The sequence below is a fragment of the Janthinobacterium agaricidamnosum NBRC 102515 = DSM 9628 genome (assembly GCF_000723165.1).
Lineage (GTDB): Bacteria > Pseudomonadota > Gammaproteobacteria > Burkholderiales > Burkholderiaceae_D > Janthinobacterium > Janthinobacterium agaricidamnosum.
This window is the reverse complement of sequence record NZ_HG322949.1, coordinates 585582-606337: the sequence shown is the minus strand read 5'-3', so window position 1 is coordinate 606337 and position 20756 is coordinate 585582. Positions and strand designations below refer to the sequence as shown.

The following is a 20756-nucleotide window of genomic DNA, read 5'->3' as shown; positions in this document are numbered from 1 at the left end:
GCTTATTAAGCCGTCATTTTACCGATGAATTTTACTGCCTGCCTGAATCCGTTAAAATCGTGGTTTGGTACGCCTTGACGTACCTCCCCTTCCCCTCACTTACCAGCCTCACGGAGCATGACAAGATGACAAACACCACCACGCCAGCGGTCGAACTCGACGGTAAAGACCTGCCAGCCCACTGCCCTAACCCGGCTATGCCGCTGTGGTCGTCGCATCCGCGTGTGTTCTTGGAATTCAACAAAGAAGGCATTGCCAAGTGTCCATACTGCGGCACCGCCTACCGCCTGAAACCGGGCGCCGTGGTAGCCCACCACTAAGAGCCTATCCCAGTAGATGAAGACGCTCACTACTGGGATAGGCTCTAAGTATGTTCGACCAAACCTGCTGCGCAACCCGGGTTCCGGCCGCTCGCTACGGTTTTGTCACACATACCAGACCATAATGAACGGCGCGGCCAGCATACCTGGCGCGCCGTTTCTTCTTCCAGCAGCCGGAGTAGTCATGAAACGTCAAAAACAGTTGAATGGCAGCGCAGCCGAAGTGGAAAGCGCTTTTTACGATGCACTGAACCGTGCCGACCTCGATGCGCTGATGGCGCTGTGGGCCGATGATGAAGAAATCGTCTGTATTCATCCGGGCGGCGCGCGCCTGATCGGCCATGCGGCGATCCGCGCTTCATGGGCCGACCTGTTCGAGCGCGGCGGCGGCGGTTTGCATGTGCGGCCGTCGCAATTGCACGAAACGCATAATTTGATGAGTTCGGTGCATACGGTGATCGAAGGCGTCAGCGCCAGCGAAGGCGCCCCCGCTCATCTACTGGCGACCAACGTCTACATCAAGACACCGCGCGGCTGGAGAATTGTGCTGCATCACGTCTCGATCGCGCAGGGCGGCGTGCCGCTGGACCCCGGGGCGCAAATCCTGCACTGATAACGTGCTACCAGGGTTGCCGAACGGCTATTTGCACACCATCTGCCCCGCCATCCGCATCGCCAAACCGGCCGTGGGGTTCCACCGCGAACGCTGGGCAGCGCCGGATGGCGACGATTGCAACACGGCGACGACAGCGGCGCGCCACAGGTCCCCCGAATATGCGACGCTGTCGCCATCTGAACTGATTTCCTGCCGGCTGAACATAATATGGACGACATCGTCAAGCAAGCCATGGCCAAATGGCCGAACGTACCACATTGTTATGGCTGGCTGGGCCTGGATGCGCGCGGCCACTGGCGCATGCGCGACCAGCGCGCGCAAGCGTTGAACTTGCCGGGCGATAAAATCGCCCACATTGCCCTGCTGGCGTTCATCGCCCGCAATTACACGCATGACGAGCGCGGCTGCTGGTTTTTCCAGAATGGCCCGCAACGGGTCTACCTGAACCTGGCAGCGACGCCGTATATCGCGCGCACCGATCCGCAACACGGTTTTATGCTGCATACCGGCGCGGCGCTGGGCCCGGTCGATGAGGCGTTTTTATGCGATGGCGGCGAATTGATCTTGCGCCAGGGCGACATCGTGGCCCAGCTCGACGACCGCGACATGGCGCACGCGATGGCGCTGCTGCGCATCGATGGCCAGCCGGCCGGCGACGACGCGCTGATGGCATGGCTGGACGGCGCCGACACACTGCTGACCTTGTCGGATCATGGCCGGGATATCGCTGTGCAACATCTCGATAGCGGCCAGGTAGCGCGGCATTTCGGTTTTGTCGCCAAGCCGCTCCAGCCCGATTGAACTACTTCTGATCCTTGACCTGGTCGCGGTGCCGCTGCTGCAACTCGCGTTCGCGGGCATCGATCACCGCCATGTCGTAAAAAGTCGCATCCTTGCTCTTGCGCGCGATATTTAATTGATCCAGCGCCGACATGGTGCCGCCGCTCAAGGCATACGATTCCGCCAGCGCGATGTGCTGCAAGGCTATCTTGCCTTGCGCCGCATAGGTTTTGGCCAATAAGCCAAACAGCTTCGGCTCTTCCTTGTACGACTGCACCTGCTCGCGCAAATAACGTTCCGCATTTTCCAGCTGGCCGGCATTGACCAGCGCTTCCGCGTATTGCCGCGCTATGCCGCGCGACAAGGGAAATTGCTGGCGCGCCGCATCGGCCGCTTTCAGCGCTTGCTGCGCCACTTCCGGCTTTTGTCCCGGCGCCAGCAAGATTTCCAGTCCCAGTCCGGTCAAGGTCGCATTCGCCACCGGTTTGGCCGCCATGCCCAGGGTACCCGGGCTCGGCGCTTTATCGAGCGTGTTGCGGGCCGCGTCCAGCAAGCTTTGCGCCTTGACCAGGTCGCCCTTTTTGAGGGCCAGGAAAGACAGGCCATATTGTGCGGCCGCCACCTGGAAGCGGCTTTGCTGCTGCAACTGGGTATCGAAAAATGTCGCCGCATCGACCAGCGCTTGCGCGCTTTCATCCTGCAACACCCGCGCGCGGGCGCGCACCAAATGAAAGTCGAGACTGTCGGCACGTTGCTTATAAGGCTGTTCGCGGATGCGCGCCTGGATATCGGCGATGCGCTCGGTGGTCAAGGGATGGGTTTGCAGATACGCCGGCGTCAAATCGCTATACGAACGGCTGGCGGCCTGCATGCGGCTGAAAAACGCCACCATGCCGGTAGTGTCGAAACCGGCCTCGCCCATGATCTGGAAGCCGATCCGGTCCGCCTCGCGTTCGGCGTCGCGGCCGAAATTAAGTTGCCGCTGGATCGCCAGCCCCTGGCCGGCGGCAAACACGCCGATCGCCACATCGCCGCCGGCGCGCGACGCCAGCGCCGCCAGCAACAGGCTGGCCAGCGGCAGCAACGCGTCCTGCCGTTGCTGCCCGAGCATGCGCGCGATATGGCGCTGCGCCACGTGGCCGATTTCATGCGACAGCACCGACGCCAGTTCGGCTTCGCTCTGGGCCGCCAGCAACAGCGCCGAATGCACCGCGATAAAGCCGCCGGGCAAGGCAAACGCATTCAATTGCGGATCGCGCACCGCGAAAAAGAAGAAATCGTAATTCGACTCGCCGCGCACGCTGGGCCGCGCCGCCACCAGGCCATTGCCGAAATTATTCAGGTATTCCAGGATCGGCGCGTCGTCCATGTAATCGCGGTCGCCGCGCAAATCGCGCATGATTTCCTCGCCGACCTTGCGCTCGTAAGCGGGCGACAAATCCTGCCGTTCGGTATCGCCCAGCGCCGGCAGGTTTGGCGGCGGCGCCGCGTCCGGACGGGTTTGCGCCGGCAGCGCGATTGGCGATGCCAGCAACAGCGCGGCCAGCGTCAGCGGCGCGCGCAAGGAAAGGAAGGCGCCCGATCTGGATGAAAACTTGGCGCGGATAAGGGTCGGTTTTGATTTCACGATGCTATGATACCCTGTAAGCGGACCCACTTTCCCCTCTGCGGCAAGTGAAATATTTTGTTACCAGTTGCCGCCGATCCTACGATTCCTATTCTTTCATGACAAGTACAAACGACAGCAACGATAGCGGCGCAGCCCAGCACCTGACCCATTTCGATCAATCCGGCCAGGCCCATATGGTCGATGTCGGCGGCAAACCCGACACCAGGCGCATCGCGGTGGCGGCCGGCAGCATCCGCATGCAAGCGGAGACATTGGCCATCATTGTCGGCGGTACGGCAAAAAAAGGCGACGTGCTGGGGATTGCCCGCATCGCCGCGATCATGGCGTCCAAGCGCACCAGCGACCTGGTGCCGCTGTGCCACCCGCTGGCGCTGACACGCGTGACGGTCGATTTCGACACCGACATCGGCAACAACAGCGTGCATTGCCGCGCCCAGGTCGAAACCAGCGGCAAGACCGGCGTCGAAATGGAAGCGCTGACGGCGGTGCAGATCGGCTTGCTGACGATTTACGATATGTGCAAGGCGGTCGACCGCGGCATGGTGATGAGCAATATCCGGGTGCTGGAAAAACACGGCGGCAAGTCGGGCGACTGGAGCGCGCTGCCGGATACGGACGCGGATAGCGGCGCCTGATCGAATCGCCGCACATGCTGGAGCCGCCGAATGGCCATGAAATCCGCACCCACGCACGCGCCACGGCCCAGAACGTCAGCGTACTCAAAACCGCCAGTTCCAGGCAACAAGAAGTGTTTACCTATGGCGTGCAATTCATCGACCTGGAGCCGACCCATTACACGATGCTGCAGAATTTGACGTATGAAGCGTTGATTGCGGATCGGCAAAAGATCGTTTAGCTCATCCAGCTCATTTAAATGGGCGAAAAAAAACCAGGCTGGATTGGCCTGGTTTTTGTACTTGGCAAAGAGCTACATGCCAAACTTGCTATTAACCACCCGCACCGCCAGCGCCTGCAGCAGCTACACTATTTTTCTTGATTGCATCCACGGCCGCTGGATTAGTAGCGGTGGTAGCAATTTCCCACGTTACGCTGCTGGTGCCGATATTAGGCGAAAAAGTAACTGTCGAACTGCTTACGCCGGTACCAACGTCCGCCGCGAAAGTCAGTTCGATGACACTATTGGTTACCTTGGCGCTAGCAACTTCCTTGGTTGCGCTGAATAAAGGAATAGTGGAAGGAGCCGTTGCATCGGTAGGGGTATTACAAGCAGTCTTGGTACCACCGTTTTCTTGCAAGCACATCGCCACCGCAGTTTTCAACGGATCAGCAGCGGCCAATGCATTGCCGACCTTGGCTTTGGTGGTGTAATTGGTGTACTGTGGAATCGCAACTGCAGCCAGAATACCGATAATCGCCACGACGATCATCAATTCGATCAGCGTAAAGCCGGCCTGGGATTGTTGCTTAAAGGATTTCATCGATTTCATGTGTTACTCCAGTGTGAGGTCAGGGAACTGCTGTATCACAGGAGTATTAGCAAACAGCGTGCCAGCCTTTTTCGCAGGCATAAAGCGCGGAAAAAGCTCCACCACTGACGTTTTTCGTCACATGCAGCCGCCGTAAAATGTCACTCATCGCCGTAAATTGGCAGGGCTGACAAATTTTGTCAGCGCCAACCCGGCCAACGCATAAAAAAAGGGAAGCGCCTGGCTCCCCTTCTTGTCACTGCCTTACCAGCATGCCGTGATTACAGCATCGCTTTCAACAGACGCGCCATTTCGGACGGGTTTTTGGTGACGGTGATGCCGCAAGCTTCCATGATTTCCAGTTTGGCTTGTGCGGTATCGGCGCCGCCGGAGATCAGCGCGCCGGCGTGGCCCATGCGCTTGCCCGGAGGAGCGGTTACGCCGGCGATGAAGCCGACCACCGGTTTTTTCATGTTGTCTTTGATCCAATACGCAGCGTTGGCTTCGTCCGGACCGCCGATTTCGCCGATCATGATGACCGCGTCGGTATCAGGATCGTCATTGAACATCTTCATGACGTCGATGTGCTTCAGACCGTTGATCGGGTCGCCGCCGATGCCGACTGCCGACGACTGGCCCAGGCCCAGCGCGGTCAATTGGCCGACAGCTTCATAGGTCAGGGTGCCCGAACGGGATACCACGCCGATGCGGCCTTGTTTGTGGATGTGGCCTGGCATGATGCCGATCTTGATTTCATCCGGGGTGATCAGGCCTGGGCAGTTAGGGCCCAGCAGCAAGGTTTTGCTGCCGGCTTTCGCCATGCGGTCTTTCAACGCCATCATGTCACGCACGGGAATGCCTTCGGTGATGCAAATGGCCAGATCCATTTCAGCTTCGACGGCTTCCCAGATCGCCGCTGCCGCGCCTGCTGGCGGCACGTAAATCACCGACACGTTGGCGCCGGTTTCTTTTTTCGCTTCGGTCACGTTGGCGAAAATAGGAATGCCTTCGAAATCTTCGCCGGCTTTCTTCGGATTCACGCCAGCCACGAAAGCGGCTTTGCCGTTCGCGTAGTCGCGGCACATGCGGGTGTGGAATTGGCCGGTCTTGCCGGTAATCCCTTGGGTAACGACTTTGGTATCTTTATTGATCAGAATGGACATGTTGATTCCTTAATTAAGCTTGACCTGCAGCAGCGGCGACAACACTTTTCGCTGCATCTTCCATGGTATCGGCCGCGATGATAGGCAAACCGGACTCAGCCAGCATCTTCTTGCCCAGATCTTCGTTGGTGCCCTTCATGCGCACCACCAGCGGTACTTGCAGGGAAACGGCTTTCGACGCGGCGATCACGCCTTCGGCGATCACGTCGCAACGCATGATGCCGCCGAAAATGTTGACCAGGATGGCTTTCAAGCCTGGGTTTTTCAACATGATCTTGAACGCTTCGGTCACTTTCTCAGCCGTGGCGCCACCGCCGACGTCGAGGAAGTTGGCAGGCTCGCCGCCGAACAGCTTGATGGTGTCCATGGTCGCCATGGCCAGGCCGGCGCCGTTCACCAGGCAACCGATGTTGCCGTCGAGCGAGATGTAAGCCAGATCGAATTTCGATGCTTCGACTTCAGCTGGATCTTCTTCGTCCAGGTCGCGGTAAGCCATGATGTCTGGCTGGCGGAACAGCGAGTTCGCGTCGAAGTTGAACTTGGCGTCCAGCGCGATGACCTTGCCCGAACCGGTCAAGATCAATGGGTTGATTTCGGCCAGCGACGAATCGGTTTCCCAGTAGGCTTTGTACAGGCCTTGCAGGTTCACGCGCGCATCGACGATCGATTCGGCAGGCACGCCGATCTTGGCGGCGATCGCGTCGGCTTCGGCATCGGTCAGGCCGACGGAAGGGTCGATGGCGATCGAGTGCAGCAGTTCCGGATGCGATTCAGCGACTTCTTCGATGTCCATGCCGCCTTCGGAGGAAGCCATCAACACCACGCGTTGCGAAACGCGGTCGGTGACCATCGACACGTACAGTTCTTTCTTGATGTCCGCGCCTTCTTCGATCAGCAGGCGACGTACTTTTTGGCCTTCAGGACCGGTTTGGTGCGTAATCAGCTGCATGCCCAGGATTTGCTCAGCATATTCCTTGACTTGTTCCAGCGACTTGGCAACTTTGACGCCGCCGCCTTTACCGCGGCCGCCCGCGTGGATTTGGGCCTTGACGACCCATACCGGACCGCCCAGGGTTTCGGCAGCCTTGACTGCTTCTTCAACGGACAAGCACGGGATACCGCGTGGTACCGTCACTCCGTATTTCCGGAGGATTTCTTTGCCTTGATACTCATGGATTTTCATGCTGGCTTCCCTTCTGATGCTGATTTGTAAAAATACGGTTAATAGTGCTAAAAAAACAGGAAAAACAATACGCCAGGGTCACTCTTTGGCTACCCAGCGCGGGTAATACTGCGCCACCGCCTTGCCATCGAGGCGCAAGGCGTGACACTTGTCGAGTTGAAACGGCTGTTCATGCGGCAATTCAGCATTCGCGCCGTCGCGGGTCGACCAGACATCGCCGGCAAATGCCTGTACTGTCGCAGTCGGCAAGACTTGCGCCAGTTCGGTCAGATGGGTACAGCCGGCGATTCCCGCCAGGCGCTGTTTCAAGTCGCGGCGGAAATTCTTCAATAGATTCAAACCGATCAGCGCCTTGTAAGCGGGGCCGATGGTATCGCAAAAACCCGGATAAGGCACGGCCTCGGATGCGGCTTCGGCATCGACGATGGTCATGTCCAGATCGACGGTGATACGTAAATGGAGATCGTGCAGCGGCAGACCTGCGGCGCGCGGGCCCGATGCCAGCCTGGCGTCAAAATGCTTGATATCGGTAAGATGGGCGTCAATATCCCACAAGCCGTCGTCGCGCGAAAACGCTTGGACGTCAATCACGCGGGTGTGCCGTAGGGCGCGCCGGGAAACTGGACTGGACAGGGGCATAAGACCGATACCGCTTAACGCGGCGATAATTAGTAAGCAGCCATGTGCGTAAAGCACGTTGTTCGCAGCTTCTACGAACAACAACCGCACCTGCGGCGCTGCAAAAACCCCAAAAGTGTAGCACAAGCGGCGCAGGTTGCGCCGCAACATAATTTTTTATTGCTTTGATAAAAGCATTTCAAATTATAGATGAAATAAATGAATCAACCATCCTTCATCACTGAAAATGATAAGAGATATGCGCTGGCAAGACCTTGGCAAACCCCGAGTACACCCCGCAAGCACGCGCTATTTCAGGGCTACGGCAGCGCAGCATAGTGTCAGGCCATGACCGTAAAATATGGCTAGGCAGCAATACCCAGCGCGCCCAGGACCGGCAAGACAGTGTCGCTAAAATACTGCGCATGGGAGCGGATTTCAGCCAGGTTTTCTTGCTCGGTCGACAAGACCACACCATCAACGACCATGGTTTGTTTCATTGCAGACAATGCCTGCCACGCAAACAAGCTCCACTGCTCGGGTGTCTGGCGGCCCTGGTCTTTTGCAAGCAAAAACAGCTGTTGCAGATGCAATACAACAAAACCGCCGCCGGTGACCGGACTGGCCAAAGTCGTCAAATCGCTGCGCACCAGCGCCTTGCCAATCAAATACCGGTTCAATTTTTCCGACGGTCCCCAGGCTTTTTTGATCAGCTCGTCATCCTGCACCGCCAGCAGACAGCCTTTGCTGGCCAGGATAACGATCGCCTGCAACAGCATCCGGAAGTCGAGCTGGCTGCCGCGCAAGTCCTGCTCCAGTTCGGCGATGCTGTGGATACGGTGATCTTGCAGCACATCGAGTAGCGCCCCATACACGGCCGGGTCCATCGCGGCGGTGCCCAGCGCGCCCTGCACCGTCATCACGATATTTTCTCTTGGCATCGCCAGCAAGAAACGTAGCTGACGCAGGGCGGCCATTTGCTCGATCTCGCTCAAGCGGCGCGCCCCCTTGACCCAATAATCCTGGCGGAATTGCTGGTTGACGAGGAAATCGCGCGTGGTCTGGCGAAAGTTGGCGTCGGCTATGCCCGACAGGAATTGCTGATGCTCGGGCGTCAGGTTCAGCATCTCGATATGGTCGGTGTAGAGCGCCGACACGGCAAATGTCAGCTTGGCCGATTCCAGCATGAGCGCAGTCGCCGAAAACGACATCGGCTGCCAGTGTTGGTTGAAATATTCATGCGCCAGATAGGTCGAATCCAGCTGCCTGAGCCTGGCCAGCCGTTCGGCCAGCAGCGGATTGGCCAACAGGTAGCGCGGCTGGATTGCCGCCATGCGTTCGATAAAGTCCAGCGCGCCATCGACCCGGCCGGCAAGCGGCTGGCCCGGCGCGCTCATGGTGCGGCCATGTTCCGCCATCAAGTCGCGCATCGGCGTCATCGCCGCCCAACCCGCCTGCGTGTTGTAGCTGATATACACCACGCCGCCCACTTTCAGCTTGCGGCGCAGGAAATCGACGATGACGGCCCGGTTGTGATCGGAAATCCAGCTCCAGATGCCATGCAGGCAAATATAGTCGAAGTCCGGCAAATCGGGACGATGGCAAAATTGCTCGAACGATTCGTCGGACAGAACAGCGCCAGCGCCCGAGGCGGCTGCCAGTTCTTGCGCAAAAGCCGCTTGAGCCGGATCGAAGTCGTTGCCAAACCAGCGTGTGGCAGAGGCGGCGGCGTGGATGTTGACGCTGATACCCTGGCCAAAACCGAGTTCGCAAGCCGTGCCGTTCTGCGGCGGGACCAGGCCGGCCGCCAGCAACACCAGTTGCAGCCGCAGCGGGTTGAGTTCGCTGTAATAACCATAGGTATAGCCGATATCGGCGGTATAACCGGCGCGCCAGTCAGTCATGTGCGGCTCCTGTCATGGTTTGGGGAGACAGATGTGTTGGCTAAGCATGATGGATCAGCATTACCCCAACCAAGAATATCCGATTCCATGCCCTGACGGCCAAATAAGTATTATTCGTCTTCCGGTTCCAGCCCTTTGAGCGCCACTTGTACCGCGCGCTGCGAAAAGCCGCGCTGCATCAAAAAGCGCATTTGCTTGCTGCGCTGTTCCGCATCCTTGGCCACCGTGCCGAACTTGCGGCGCCAGACCTCGCAGGCGCGCGCGGTTTCGTCTTCTGCCAGGCCAGCCTTTAACTCTTGCAATGCCTCACCGCCGATGCCATGGCTTTGCAATTCGGCGACGATGCGGCTATTGCCGAAGCGCGCGGAACGGCGGTGTATCAGCGACTCGGAAAAACGCTCTTGCGACAGCCAGTTGTTCGCTTCCAGATTGTCGAGCAAGGCTTCGACATCGTCGCCCTCTTGCGCATGACGCTCCAGCTTGCGCTTCAATTCCATCCGGCTGTGTTCGCGCATCGATAAAAACCGCAGCGCGCGCCCTTTCAGGCTCAGTTGTACCGCTGCCATAAACCTGCCCTCAATAATACAAATAGCTCAAAACTCAGATAGTTCAGATAGCACAATCGCCACCGTGCGTGAGCAAGGCGGCGATTGATATTCTAGCCCGGCCAAGCTGCAACGACCGGTGTCACGCATTCAAACGAATGGGCAAACTGGCAGGTTTATTCCACCGCTTTCAGTTTGGCGGCGGCCTCCGCCTTGTCGGCCTTGTCCGCTTTATCCGCCTTGTCGGCAGCCAGCGGCGGCAGTTCGCGCACGCCCAGCGAAGCACGCACCTTGTTTTCAATTTCGCGCGCCAGCGCCGGACGCTCTTGCAGGAAGGCGCGGGCGTTATCCTTGCCCTGGCCGATGCGTTCGCCGTTGTAGCTGTACCACGAACCGGATTTTTCGACGATTTTCGCGTCCGAACCCAGGTCGAGGATTTCGCCTTCGCGCGAGGTGCCTGCGCCGTACAGGATATCGAAATGCGCTTCCTTGAATGGCGGCGCGATCTTGTTCTTGACGACCTTGACCTTGGTTTCATTACCGATCACTTCATCGCCCGATTTGATCGAGCCGGTGCGGCGGATATCCAGGCGCACGGAAGCGTAGAATTTCAAGGCATTGCCGCCGGTAGTGGTTTCCGGGCTGCCGAACATGACGCCGATCTTCATGCGGATCTGGTTGATGAAGATGACCAGCGTATTGGTGCGGTTGATCGAGCCGGTCAGCTTGCGCAATGCTTGCGACATCAAACGGGCTTGCAAGCCTGGCAGCGAATCGCCCATGTCGCCTTCGATCTCGGCGCGTGGCGTCAAGGCCGCCACCGAGTCGATGACGACCAGGTCGACGCTGCCCGAACGGACCAGCGCATCGCAGATTTCCAGTGCCTGTTCGCCGGTGTCCGGCTGCGAGATCAGCAATTCATGCAGGTTGACGCCCAGTTTTTGGGCATAGCCGACATCGAGCGCGTGCTCGGCATCGATAAAGGCGCAGGTGCCGCCCAGCTTTTGCATTTCGGCGATGGTTTGCAGCGTCAGCGTGGTCTTGCCCGACGATTCAGGGCCGTAGATTTCCACCACGCGGCCGCGCGGCAAGCCGCCGACGCCCAGCGCGATATCCAGGCCGAGCGAACCGGTCGATACGACTTGCACTTCTTCGATCGGCGCGCTGGAATCCATCCGCATGACCGAACCTTTGCCGAACTGCTTCTCGATTTGCGCCAGTGCGGCGGCAAGCGCCTTGGCCTTTTCAGATGCGGGTACTACCGCTTTTTTGTCGTCCATGATGTTCTTTCAGCCTTTGTCGGCCTGCTCGGCCTTGAATAACGCTTTGTACAACGCGTGGGTAAAATTCGTCACAAGCGATACTGTATAAAAAAACAGTGCTTAATGCAAGCGTGCGCTGAATTTGTTTTGATTTGTTTTGAAATCGCGCAAAGTCACTGCCGTTTTGGCACAAACACTCGCCACCTTGCGCGAAATGAAACACAATACAAGCTTACGATATCGGGTGCCTTATGCGTATTCTACTTGCCGAAGATGACAGTGTGCTGGCCGACGGATTGACGCGTTCGCTGCGCCAGTCCGGCTATGCGATCGATTACGTCAAAAACGGCCAGGAAGCCGACACCGCGCTGTCGACCCAGGAATTCGATTTGCTGATACTCGACCTGGGCTTGCCGAAAATGTCCGGTCTGGATGTGCTGCGCCGGCTGCGCGCCCGTTCGTCGCTGCTGCCGGTGCTGATCCTGACCGCCGCCGATTCGATCGAGCAGCGGGTCAACGGGCTCGACCTTGGCGCCGACGATTACATGGCCAAACCCTTTGCGCTGTCGGAACTGGAAGCGCGGGTGCGCGCGCTGACCCGGCGCGGCGCCGGCGGCGGCGCCACGGTGATCAGGCATGGCCCGCTCAGTTACGACCAGGTCGGGCGCAGCGCCTATATCAATGAGCAGATGCTGGATTTATCGGCGCGCGAACTGGGCTTGCTGGAAATCTTGCTGGGCCGCACAGGCCGGCTGGTATCGAAAGAGCAATTGGTCGACCATTTGTGCGAATGGGGCGAAGAGGTCAGCAATAACGCCATCGAAGTGTATGTGCACCGGCTGCGCAAGAAAATCGAAGTCGGCGGCGTGCGCATCGCCACCGTGCGCGGTCTCGGTTATTGCCTGGAGAAATATTCCGACGCGGCGCGCCAGCAAGCCGAAGCGTCCGACAGCAAGTGAATCCGCGCGACGGCAGCCCGCTCCAGCCAGAGCACGGCACGCTCGACAGCGACTATTTCCAGCCGCCCGACAGTGAGCAGGATGAAACCATCCAGCATTCGCTGTTCGGCGAAATCCTCGACTGGATGCTGGCGCCGCTGCTGCTGTTATGGCCGATGAGCATCGTGATCACTTACCTGGTGGCCAAGGCCATCGCCAATCAGCCGTTCGACCACGCGCTGGAAGAAAATGTCACCGTGCTGGCCCAGCAAGTCAAGGAGGTCAACGGCCAGACCGTCAAGCCGCTGCCCGGCTCGTCGCGCGATTTCTTGCGCGGCGACGATAGCGACAATGTGTATTTCCTGATCCTGGGCCGGCGCGGCGAATATATCGACGGCGACCGCGACTTGCCGCCGCCGCTGGATGAAGACCGTTTCCGCAGCGGCACAGTGCTGTTCCGCAACGACACCATCCACGGCACGCCGATCCGGGTCGCGTTTTCCTATCTCGACTTGCCGCCCGGCGCGCCGGACGAACCACGGCGCGCGCTGGTGCAAGTGGCGGAAACGCTGGAAAAGCGCGCGCAACTGGCGAACGCCATCATCAAAGGCGTAATCTTGCCGCAATTTATTATCTTGCCCATCGTGCTGGCGCTGGTCTGGTTTGCGCTGGCGCGCGGCCTGTCGCCGCTGGCGCAATTGCAGGAGCGCATACGGGCCCGGCCGCCGGACGACCTCAGCCCGATCGAACCGGGCCAGGTGCCGGAAGAAATCACGCCGCTGGTCGGTTCGCTGAACGACATGCTGGCGCGTCTGTCCTTGTCGATCGACATGCAAAAACGCTTTATCGCCGATGCGGCGCACCAGATGAAAACGCCGCTGGCCGGCATGCGCATGCAATCCGAGCTGGCGCTGCGCCAGACCGACCAGCAGGAAATCCACCGTTCCTTATTACAACTGGCGAAAAGTTCGGAAGTGGCGACGCGGCTGGTGAACCAGTTGCTGGCGCTGGCCCGCGCCGAAAACCAGCCGCAAGCCGGTACCGCCTTCATCGCGCTGGAATTGAATGAACTGGCGCGCGGCCTGGTGCAAGACTGGGTTACGGTATCGTTTACCAATCGCATCGACCTGGGGTTTGAACAGGCGCCATATCCGATCACGATTTCCGGCAACCCGATGATGTTGCGCGAATTATTGTCGAACCTGATCGACAATGCGCTGCGTTACACGCCGGCCGGCGGCAGCGTCACGGTGCGGGTGCGCGGCGAGCCGGACTCGGCGATCCTGGAAGTCGAGGATACCGGTCCCGGCATTGCGCCATCGGAACGTTTGCAGGTATTCGAGCGTTTTTACCGCATCCTCGGCAGCAATGCCGAGGGTAGCGGCCTGGGCCTGGCGATCGTGCGCGAAATTGCTCAGCAACATGGCGCCGAGATCGACATTTATCACAACCCGCGCGCCGCCACGCCGAAATGGCCCGGCACTTTGCTGCGCCTGAGTTTCCCGCAACAAATCCCGGAAAATCCTGACGAGAGAGAAGCCAACCATGGACGAGGCCAATAATCCGCCAGCCGCCGAGGCCGGACGGCGCCAGGAACACTGGCGCAAGACCCGAAAATTAACGGTGATTTTGCTGACGATCTGGTTTTTTACCGGATTTTTCACGGTATTTTTCGCGCGGGAACTAGTTCAATTGAATCTGTTCGGCTGGCCGTTCTCGTTTTACATGGCGGCCCAGGGTTCATCGCTGATCTATCTGCTGATCATCGGTTTTTATGCGTGGCGCTTGCGCCGCATGGATCAGGAAGGCCAGGCCGGGGAATCGCCATGAAAGCGGCGCGCACTTTTTTCCAGCGCCTGAGCCGCTATTATTTGCTGTTCAGCGGCGGCTTTGCCATCTTCCTGCTGGCCCTGAGCCTGCTGGAACAGGAAGGCATGCCGCGCATCTGGATCGGCTACCTGTTCATGTTCGCCACCATCATCTTGTACGCCAGTATCGGCGTGATCAGCCGCACCTCGAACGTCACCGAATATTATGTCGCCGGACGCAGGGTGCCGGCCATGTTCAACGGCATGGCCACGGCGGCCGACTGGATCTCGGCGGCCAGTTTCATCAGCCTGGCCGGCGGCCTGTACCTGAACGGTTTCGACGGCCTCGCTTACATCATGGGCTGGACCGGCGGTTATTGCCTGGTGGCCTTGCTGATCGCGCCCTATCTGCGCAAGTTCAGCCAATACACGATTCCCGATTTCCTCGCGGCGCGCTATGGCGGACCATCCGGCCGCGGCGGCGCGGTGCGGGTGCTCGCGGTGGGCGCCACGATCATCGTGTCGTTCACCTATGTGGTGGCGCAAATCTATGCGGTCGGCCTGATCGCGTCGCGCTTTACCGGGGTCGACTTTTCGGTCGGTATTTTCCTCGGCCTGGCCAGCATCCTGGTCTGCTCCTTCCTCGGCGGCATGCGCGCCATCACTTGGACCCAGGTGGCGCAATACATCATCATCCTGGTGGCCTTCCTGATCCCGGCCATGTGGCTATCGGTCAAGCATAGCGACAATCCGGTGCCGCAAGTGGCCTACGGCACCGTCTTGCCGGAACTGAGCGCGCGCGAACAAGTACTGCAACATGATCCTAAAGAACAGCAAGTACGCGCCATCTTCCGCGAACGCGCCGCCATGTATGATGCGCGCCTGAAAGCTTTGCCGGCCTCGTGGGAACGGGGCAAGCAGGACGCCCAGCGCCAGCTCGACCGCACACGGCTGTCCAATACCAGCTTGCTGGAGATACGCAATGCCGAGCGGGCCTTGATCGCCTATCCCAAAACCGCCGAGGAAGCGCGCAGCCTGTGGTCGGCCGCCAAGGCCATGAATTTGAAGCGGGCCGAACCGATCACCCCGCACGCCTTGCCATTTCCGGCGCCGGACCGTGAACAATCGGATATCAAACGCAACAACTTCCTGGCGCTGGTGTTTTGCATGATGCTCGGCACCGCCGCCCTGCCGCATATATTGATGCGCGCCTACACCACGCCCTCGGTGCATGAAACCCGGGTATCGGTGTTCTGGACCCTGTTTTTCATCTTGCTGATCTACCTCACCATTCCGGCGCTGGCGGTGCTGGTCAAATACGATATCTACACCGCACTGGTCGGCAGCGAATTTTCGCATTTGCCGACCTGGGTGTCGTACTGGTCGAATGTCGACAAAGTGACGCCGCTGATCAGCATCGTCGATGTCAACCACGACGGCATCGTGCAACTGGCCGAGATCTCGATCGACGCCGACGTGCTGGTACTGGCGACGCCGGAAATCGCCGGCTTGCCGTACGTAATTTCGGGACTGGTGGCGGCGGGCGGACTGGCGGCCGCGCTCTCGACCGCCGACGGCTTGCTGCTGGCGATCTCCAACGCCTTGTCGCACGATATCTATTACAAGATCGTCGATCCAGCCGCATCGACCCAGAAACGGGTCACCATTTCCAAGCTGCTGCTGCTGGCGGTGGCCTTCATCGCCGCCTATGCCGCATCGCAAAAACCGGCCGACATCCTGTCGCTGGTCGGCGCCGCGTTTTCGCTGGCCGCCTCGACACTGTTCCCGGCGCTGGTGCTGGGCGTGTTCTGGAAACGGGCCAATCATTACGGGGCGATTGCCGGCATGCTGAGCGGCTTTGCCGTGTGCCTGTATTACATGCTGCACACCAGTACCATGCTGGGCGGCAGTGAAGCCGGCCAGTGGTGGCACATCGCGCCGATCTCGGCCGGGATCTTCGGCGTGCCGGCCGGTCTGCTGGCGATGGCGCTGGTCAGCTGGCTGACGCCGCCGCCGGGACGCCGCACGCTGGGCCTGGTCGATCATATCCGGGCGCCGGAATGATCGTGAAGATATTGAGCGAATGATAATATATTACCTTTCGCTTAATATCATCCAAAAACCATGCTGCTGCGCACTTTCAAGTCGTCCCTGCTGTTGTTCCTGGTTTTGCTGACCGGTGTGCTGACCGCCAGCATCGGCGCAACCGCCCAGGCGCAAGCCGCAATACCACCGCCGATCGCCGATTTTTTCGATAACCCGGAATTCAGCGCCGCCCTGTTGTCGCCGGATGGGCGCTGGCTGGCGATGCGCATGAATGGCCCGCAACAACGCGAGCGGCTGGCCGTGGTGGACTTGAGTGATTATTCAATCAAGGTGGTGGCCGAGTTTGCCGATGTCGATATCGGCGAGTTTGAATGGGTCAACCCACAGCGGCTGATCTACAATACCCGCGACCGTCAGATCGGCAGAGCCGACCTCGAATACGGACCGGGTCTGTATGCCGTCAATCGCGACGGCAGCGCGTTCAAGCAATTGGCCAGCCGTAGCGGGACTCACCGCAACAACCTGGGCGTCGCCAAAATGTTGCCATGGCATACGTTCATGATGCAGCAAAAGGGCGCCCAGGATACGGAATACGTGTATGTGCTCAGCCAGCACTACAACAGCTTGCAGCGGCCTGACTATGTCGACTTGCTGCGCCTGAACACGCTGACCGGTCACGGCGAAATCGTGCCGCGGCCCGGCAAGACGCGCCGCTGGCTGCTCGATCATCAAGGCCAGCCGCGGCTTGCGGTCACCGGGGAGCGCGACATGGAACAAATTTTTTATCGCGATCCAGGCAAGGCAGAGTGGCGCAAACTCGCCGAATTCAAGACTTACTTTGGCGGTCCAGGCAACTTTGTGCCATTCGCCTTCGGCCCGAATGGCACCTTATATGTCAGCGCACGCGTCATCGGCGACAAGAGTGCGATCTATTCTTACGACCTGCAAAACAGCAAGATCGCCGACCAGCCGCTGGTGACAATCAGCGACTACGATTTCGACGGCAGCCTGATCACGAACAAGCATGACATACTGGGCATACGCTTCCTGGCCGACGCGGTAGCGACCAACTGGTTTTCCAAGCCGATGCAAGCGGTCCAGTAAACCGTCGATGCCGCGCTACCGGATACGATCAACCTGATCAGCGTGCCTGCGCAGCCGGGCGCGCCCCATCTGCTGGTACGCTCCTATTCCGACCAGCAACCGGATGTGTATCGCTTGTTTAATACCGATAACGGCAAATGGCAAAAAGTTGGCGGCACTTATCCGAAGATAACGGCAGCGCAGATGGCGACCCAGGAATTGGTGCATTACCAGGCGCGCGACGGGCTGGACATTCCCGCATGGCTGACCTTGCCGCATGGCGTGGCGCGTAAAGATCGCAAAAACTTGCCGCTGGTGGTGCTGGTGCATGGCGGGCCGTATCTGCGCGGCGGTTCCTGGGCCTGGGATCCGGAAGCCCAATTCCTGGCGTCGCGCGGGTATGCGGTGCTGCAACCGGAGTACCGCGGCAGCACCGGTTTTGGCGAGAAGCATTTCAAGGCAGGATGGAAACAATGGGGATTGACGATGCAGGACGATATCGCCGACGGCACGCGCTGGGCGATCGCCGAGGGTATCGCCGACAGCCAGCGGATCTGCATCGCCGGCGCCAGTTATGGCGGCTACGCCACCTTGATGGGCTTGGTCAATGACCCGCATCTGTACCGCTGCGGCATCAACTGGCTCGGCGTCACCGATATCGGCCTGATGTACAGCGGCCACTGGAGTTTCGCTTCCGACCTGAGCGAAGAGTGGAAACAATACGGCATGCCGGAATTGATCGGCGATCCGGTCAAGGATGCGGAACAATTCAAGGCGACTTCGCCCGTGCAGCAAGCGGCGCGCATCAAGCAGCCGCTGCTGCTGGCGTATGGCGCAGCCGACCGGCGCGTGCCGCTGTATCACGGCAAGAAGTTTCGCGATGCGATCAAGGCCACCAATCAGGATGTGGAATGGGTGGTCTACGATGAAGAGGGACATGGCTGGACCTTGCCGAAAAACCGCATCGATTTCTGGAGCCGGGTCGAGAAATTTTTGGCAAGAAATATCGGCACACCATGACGGCACGGCGGTTTTTGGAGTAGGCTGAGGTTCGCTCACCTCTAGGAGTCGCTATGTCGTCTGGAAAAATTCTTGTCGCCCAAGGCGGCGGCCCCACCGCCGTCATCAACCAGTCGCTGGTCGGGGTGGTGCTGGAAGCGCGCCGCTTCCGCAACGTCACGCGCATCTATGGCGCGCTGCACGGCGTGCGCGGCATCGTCAACGAGCAATTTGTCGACCTGACCCAGGAAACCAGCAACAACCTGGAACTGGTGGCGGCCACGCCGTCGTCGGCGCTCGGCTCGACCCGCGACAAACCGGACATCCCGTATTGCCAGCAAATTTTCCAGGTGTTGCAGGCCCACCAAATCGAACACTTTTTCTATATCGGCGGCAACGACTCGTCCGATACGGTGCGCATCGTCAGCGAAGAAGCCCGCAAAGCCGGCTATCCGCTGCGCTGCATCCATATCCCGAAAACCATCGACAACGACCTGGTCGGCAGCGACCATACGCCGGGCTTTCCGTCGGCGGCGCGTTTCGTCGCGCAGGCATTCGCCGGCGCCAACCTCGACAATGCAGCGCTGCCTGGCGTGTATGTCGGCGTCGTCATGGGCCGCCACGCCGGCTTCCTGACGGCCGCCGCCGCGCTGGGCAAGAAATTCCCCGACGACGGCCCGCACCTGATTTACTTGCCGGAACGGGTATTTTCGCTGGATAAATTCCTGGCCGACGTCAAGGAAACCTATGAACGCCATGGCCGCTGCGTGATCGCGGTGTCCGAAGGCATCCACGACGCGTCCGGCGAGGCGATCGCCAGCCTGCTGTCGAAGGAAGTCGAACGCGACGCCCATGGCAACGTGCAATTGTCCGGCACCGGCGCGCTGGCCGATCTGCTGTGCGATGAAATCAAATCGACGCTGGGCATCAAGCGCGTGCGCGGCGACACCTTCGGTTATTTGCAGCGCTCCTTCATCGGCTGCGTCTCCGACGTGGATCAGCGCGAGGCGCGCGAAGTCGGCGAAAAAGCCGTGCAATTCGCGATGTGGGGCGATGCCGACGGCTCGGTCGCCATCAAGCGCACCGGTTTTTACTCGGTCGATTATGCCTTGCTGCCGCTGACCGACGTGGCCGGCAAGACGCGCACCATGGAAGACGAGTTCATCAGCGCTAGCGGCACCGACGTGACCGACGCCTTCCGTCTCTACCTGCGTCCGCTGCTCGGTTCCGGCATGCCGGACGCGTTCCGCCTGCGCGCGCCGCCGGTGGCGAAGCGATGGAAGCCGTGATCCAGGCGGCGGATGACGCGCTGCGCACCAGTCCGACCTGCCTGAGGGCATAAAAAATGGCGCACCAGGCGCCATTTTTACATCTCTGCGTAGGCTAACTTTTAGACCACGATGGTCTGATGCTCATCGCCCACCTGGGCGCGGATCACGCCCAAACGCGACACGGTTTCACCGGCCGCGCTCAATTGCGCAAACGCCGCGTCGGCGTTTTCTTGCGAGACGATCACGATCATGCCGATGCCGCAGTTGAACACGCGGTGCATTTCGGCGTCGGCCACGCCGCCGTGCTGTTGCAGCCAGTGGAACAGCGGCGGCATGGTCCATGCCTTCGAGTCCAGCTCGGCCACCAGGCCAGGCTGCAACACGCGCGGCACGTTTTCCACCAGGCCGCCGCCGGTGATATGCACCATGCCCTTGATTTCCATGGTTTCCATCAGCGCCAGCAATGGCTTGACGTAGATGCGGGTCGGCTCCATCAGCACGTCGGCCAGCTTGCGGCCGTGGAAGTCGGCTTCCAGGTCCGGTTTTGCCACTTCGATAATCTTGCGTACCAGCGAATAACCGTTCGAATGGGCGCCCGACGAAGCCAGGCCCAGCACCACGTCGCCGGCGGCGATGGTGGTGCCGTCGATGATTTTCGATTTTTCGACCGCACCGACCGCAAAACCGGCCAGGTCGTATTCGCCGGCCGGGTACATGCTCGGCATTTCAGCGGTTTCGCCGCCGATCAGCGCGCAGCCGGACAGTTCGCAGCCCTTGGCCACGCCCTTGATCACGTCGGTCGCGATGGCCAGGTCCAGCTTGCCGCAAGCGAAATAATCGAGGAAGAACAGCGGTTCGGCGCCCTGCACCAGGATATCGTTGACGCTCATCGCGACCAGGTCGATGCCGACCGTGTCGTGGCGGTTCAGTTCGAACGCCAGCTTCAGCTTGGTGCCGACACCGTCGGTACCCGACACCAGCACCGGCTCCTTGAACTTTTTGCTCACTTCGAACAGCGCGCCGAAGCCGCCGATACCCTTCAACACGCCTTCGCGCATGGTGCGCTTGGCAAACGGCTTGATTGCTTCGACTAAGGCGTCGCCGGCATCGATATCGACACCCGCATCGCGGTAGGACAGGGAAACATTAGAGGTCTGGTTCAT

21 protein-coding genes are annotated in these 20756 nt (G+C 59.6%); 12 read left to right on the top strand and 9 right to left on the bottom strand.

Translation table 11 applies throughout. From position 1 onward, the window contains the following. Positions 1-125 precede the first annotated feature (125 nt). The 3 genes from GJA_RS02525 (at position 126) to GJA_RS02510 (ending at position 1737) form a co-directional block, all read left to right on the top strand. The gene (locus GJA_RS02525; protein ID WP_038488450.1) at positions 126-320 is read left to right on the top strand and encodes a zinc-finger domain-containing protein; all 195 of its coding nucleotides are present in this window, start codon (positions 126-128) and stop codon (positions 318-320) included. A 184-nt stretch (positions 321-504) separates the two neighbouring features. After that, complete coding sequence (locus GJA_RS02520) at positions 505-933, top strand: YybH family protein (RefSeq protein ID WP_038488447.1); 429 nt, start codon at positions 505-507, stop codon at positions 931-933. A gap of 210 nt (positions 934-1143) precedes the next feature. Further along, on the top strand, positions 1144-1737 hold the full coding sequence (locus GJA_RS02510; protein ID WP_038488441.1) for a DUF2946 family protein: 594 nt from the start codon (positions 1144-1146) through the stop codon (positions 1735-1737). A 1-nt stretch (position 1738) separates the two neighbouring features. On the opposite strand, the gene GJA_RS02505 is transcribed toward GJA_RS02510, so the two are convergent. Next, positions 1739-3280 carry a tetratricopeptide repeat protein gene (locus tag GJA_RS02505; protein ID WP_038488438.1) on the bottom strand — a complete coding sequence of 514 codons (1542 nt, stop codon included), beginning with the start codon at positions 3278-3280 and terminating at the stop codon, positions 1739-1741. A gap of 161 nt (positions 3281-3441) precedes the next feature. Between GJA_RS02505 and moaC the strand changes: the two genes are divergently transcribed. Next, complete coding sequence (gene moaC / locus GJA_RS02500) at positions 3442-3981, top strand: cyclic pyranopterin monophosphate synthase MoaC (protein WP_038488435.1); 540 nt, start codon at positions 3442-3444, stop codon at positions 3979-3981. Between the two features lie 14 nt (positions 3982-3995). Then, entirely contained in the window at positions 3996-4202 is a 207-nt protein-coding gene (locus GJA_RS02495) for a hypothetical protein (RefSeq protein WP_038488432.1), read from the top strand. 91 nt (positions 4203-4293) lie between these two features. Here the strand turns inward: GJA_RS02495 and GJA_RS02490 are convergent, their stop codons facing one another. The 7 genes from GJA_RS02490 to recA form a co-directional block, all read right to left on the bottom strand. Beyond that, positions 4294-4794, bottom strand: coding sequence for a pilin (locus GJA_RS02490; protein WP_144241409.1), 501 nt, complete (start codon positions 4792-4794; stop codon positions 4294-4296). Between the two features lie 260 nt (positions 4795-5054). Then, positions 5055-5936 (bottom strand): succinate--CoA ligase subunit alpha, encoded by an 882-nt coding sequence (gene sucD, locus GJA_RS02485; protein WP_038488429.1) that lies wholly within the window; start codon positions 5934-5936, stop codon positions 5055-5057. 13 nt (positions 5937-5949) lie between these two features. Further along, the gene (sucC, locus tag GJA_RS02480) at positions 5950-7119 is read right to left on the bottom strand and encodes an ADP-forming succinate--CoA ligase subunit beta (protein ID WP_038488426.1); all 1170 of its coding nucleotides are present in this window, start codon (positions 7117-7119) and stop codon (positions 5950-5952) included. Between the two features lie 78 nt (positions 7120-7197). Continuing rightward, entirely contained in the window at positions 7198-7710 is a 513-nt protein-coding gene (locus tag GJA_RS02475) for a DUF2889 domain-containing protein (RefSeq protein WP_422567899.1), read from the bottom strand. Between the two features lie 392 nt (positions 7711-8102). Beyond that, positions 8103-9641, bottom strand: a complete 1539-nt coding sequence (locus GJA_RS02470; protein ID WP_038488420.1) for a methyltransferase regulatory domain-containing protein — start codon at positions 9639-9641, stop codon at positions 8103-8105. Between the two features lie 110 nt (positions 9642-9751). Continuing rightward, entirely contained in the window at positions 9752-10207 is a 456-nt protein-coding gene (gene recX / locus GJA_RS02465; RefSeq protein WP_038488416.1) for a recombination regulator RecX, read from the bottom strand. Positions 10208-10362: 155 nt separating this feature from the next. After that, positions 10363-11466 (bottom strand): recombinase RecA, encoded by a 1104-nt coding sequence (gene recA, locus GJA_RS02460; RefSeq protein WP_038488413.1) that lies wholly within the window; start codon positions 11464-11466, stop codon positions 10363-10365. A 233-nt stretch (positions 11467-11699) separates the two neighbouring features. Between recA and GJA_RS02455 the strand changes: the two genes are divergently transcribed. Genes GJA_RS02455 through GJA_RS02430 form a run of 7 tightly spaced genes read left to right on the top strand, consistent with a single transcriptional unit; the run spans position 11700 to position 19611 of the window. Then, positions 11700-12407, top strand: coding sequence for a response regulator (locus GJA_RS02455; protein ID WP_038488410.1), 708 nt, complete (start codon positions 11700-11702; stop codon positions 12405-12407). After that, positions 12404-13948: a sensor histidine kinase N-terminal domain-containing protein gene (locus tag GJA_RS02450; RefSeq protein ID WP_038488407.1), complete on the top strand. Its 1545-nt coding sequence runs from the start codon at positions 12404-12406 to the stop codon at positions 13946-13948. Before GJA_RS02455 ends, GJA_RS02450 begins: the two co-directional genes overlap by 4 nt. Then, positions 13932-14216, top strand: a complete 285-nt coding sequence (locus GJA_RS02445; protein WP_038488404.1) for a DUF4212 domain-containing protein — start codon at positions 13932-13934, stop codon at positions 14214-14216. The genes GJA_RS02450 and GJA_RS02445 overlap by 17 nt, the downstream gene beginning before the upstream one ends. Beyond that, positions 14213-16258: a sodium:solute symporter family protein gene (locus tag GJA_RS02440; RefSeq protein WP_038488401.1), complete on the top strand. Its 2046-nt coding sequence runs from the start codon at positions 14213-14215 to the stop codon at positions 16256-16258. The genes GJA_RS02445 and GJA_RS02440 overlap by 4 nt, the downstream gene beginning before the upstream one ends. Positions 16259-16318: 60 nt before the next feature. Next, positions 16319-17344 (top strand): hypothetical protein, encoded by a 1026-nt coding sequence (locus GJA_RS28135; RefSeq protein ID WP_242404428.1) that lies wholly within the window; start codon positions 16319-16321, stop codon positions 17342-17344. Between the two features lie 42 nt (positions 17345-17386). After that, a complete protein-coding gene (locus GJA_RS28130) occupies positions 17387-18343 on the top strand; it encodes an alpha/beta hydrolase family protein (protein WP_242404427.1) in 957 nt (318 codons plus the stop codon). Positions 18344-18396: 53 nt separating this feature from the next. Then, positions 18397-19611, top strand: coding sequence for a 6-phosphofructokinase (locus tag GJA_RS02430; RefSeq protein ID WP_038488397.1), 1215 nt, complete (start codon positions 18397-18399; stop codon positions 19609-19611). A 101-nt stretch (positions 19612-19712) separates the two neighbouring features. On the opposite strand, the gene purM is transcribed toward GJA_RS02430, so the two are convergent. After that, positions 19713-20756 (bottom strand): phosphoribosylformylglycinamidine cyclo-ligase, encoded by a 1044-nt coding sequence (gene purM / locus GJA_RS02425; RefSeq protein WP_038488394.1) that lies wholly within the window; start codon positions 20754-20756, stop codon positions 19713-19715.

Bases quoted from the DNA above. Each gene is read 5' to 3' on its own strand.
- GJA_RS02525 (WP_038488450.1), top strand. From the start codon at position 126: ATGACAAACACCACCACGCCAGCGGTCGAACTCGACGGTAAAGACCTG.
- GJA_RS02520 (WP_038488447.1), top strand. From the start codon at position 505: ATGAAACGTCAAAAACAGTTGAATGGCAGCGCAGCCGAAGTGGAAAGC.
- GJA_RS02510 (WP_038488441.1), top strand. From the start codon at position 1,144: ATGGACGACATCGTCAAGCAAGCCATGGCCAAATGGCCGAACGTACCA.
- moaC (WP_038488435.1), top strand. From the start codon at position 3,442: ATGACAAGTACAAACGACAGCAACGATAGCGGCGCAGCCCAGCACCTG.
- GJA_RS02495 (WP_038488432.1), top strand. From the start codon at position 3,996: ATGCTGGAGCCGCCGAATGGCCATGAAATCCGCACCCACGCACGCGCC.
- GJA_RS02490 (WP_144241409.1), bottom strand. From the start codon at position 4,794: ATGAAATCGATGAAATCCTTTAAGCAACAATCCCAGGCCGGCTTTACG.
- sucD (WP_038488429.1), bottom strand. From the start codon at position 5,936: ATGTCCATTCTGATCAATAAAGATACCAAAGTCGTTACCCAAGGGATT.
- sucC (WP_038488426.1), bottom strand. From the start codon at position 7,119: ATGAAAATCCATGAGTATCAAGGCAAAGAAATCCTCCGGAAATACGGA.
- GJA_RS02470 (WP_038488420.1), bottom strand. From the start codon at position 9,641: ATGACTGACTGGCGCGCCGGTTATACCGCCGATATCGGCTATACCTAT.
- recX (WP_038488416.1), bottom strand. From the start codon at position 10,207: ATGGCAGCGGTACAACTGAGCCTGAAAGGGCGCGCGCTGCGGTTTTTA.
- recA (WP_038488413.1), bottom strand. From the start codon at position 11,466: ATGGACGACAAAAAAGCGGTAGTACCCGCATCTGAAAAGGCCAAGGCG.
- GJA_RS02455 (WP_038488410.1), top strand. From the start codon at position 11,700: ATGCGTATTCTACTTGCCGAAGATGACAGTGTGCTGGCCGACGGATTG.
- GJA_RS02445 (WP_038488404.1), top strand. From the start codon at position 13,932: ATGGACGAGGCCAATAATCCGCCAGCCGCCGAGGCCGGACGGCGCCAG.
- GJA_RS02440 (WP_038488401.1), top strand. From the start codon at position 14,213: ATGAAAGCGGCGCGCACTTTTTTCCAGCGCCTGAGCCGCTATTATTTG.
- GJA_RS28135 (WP_242404428.1), top strand. From the start codon at position 16,319: ATGCTGCTGCGCACTTTCAAGTCGTCCCTGCTGTTGTTCCTGGTTTTG.
- GJA_RS02430 (WP_038488397.1), top strand. From the start codon at position 18,397: ATGTCGTCTGGAAAAATTCTTGTCGCCCAAGGCGGCGGCCCCACCGCC.
- purM (WP_038488394.1), bottom strand. From the start codon at position 20,756: ATGAACCAGACCTCTAATGTTTCCCTGTCCTACCGCGATGCGGGTGTC.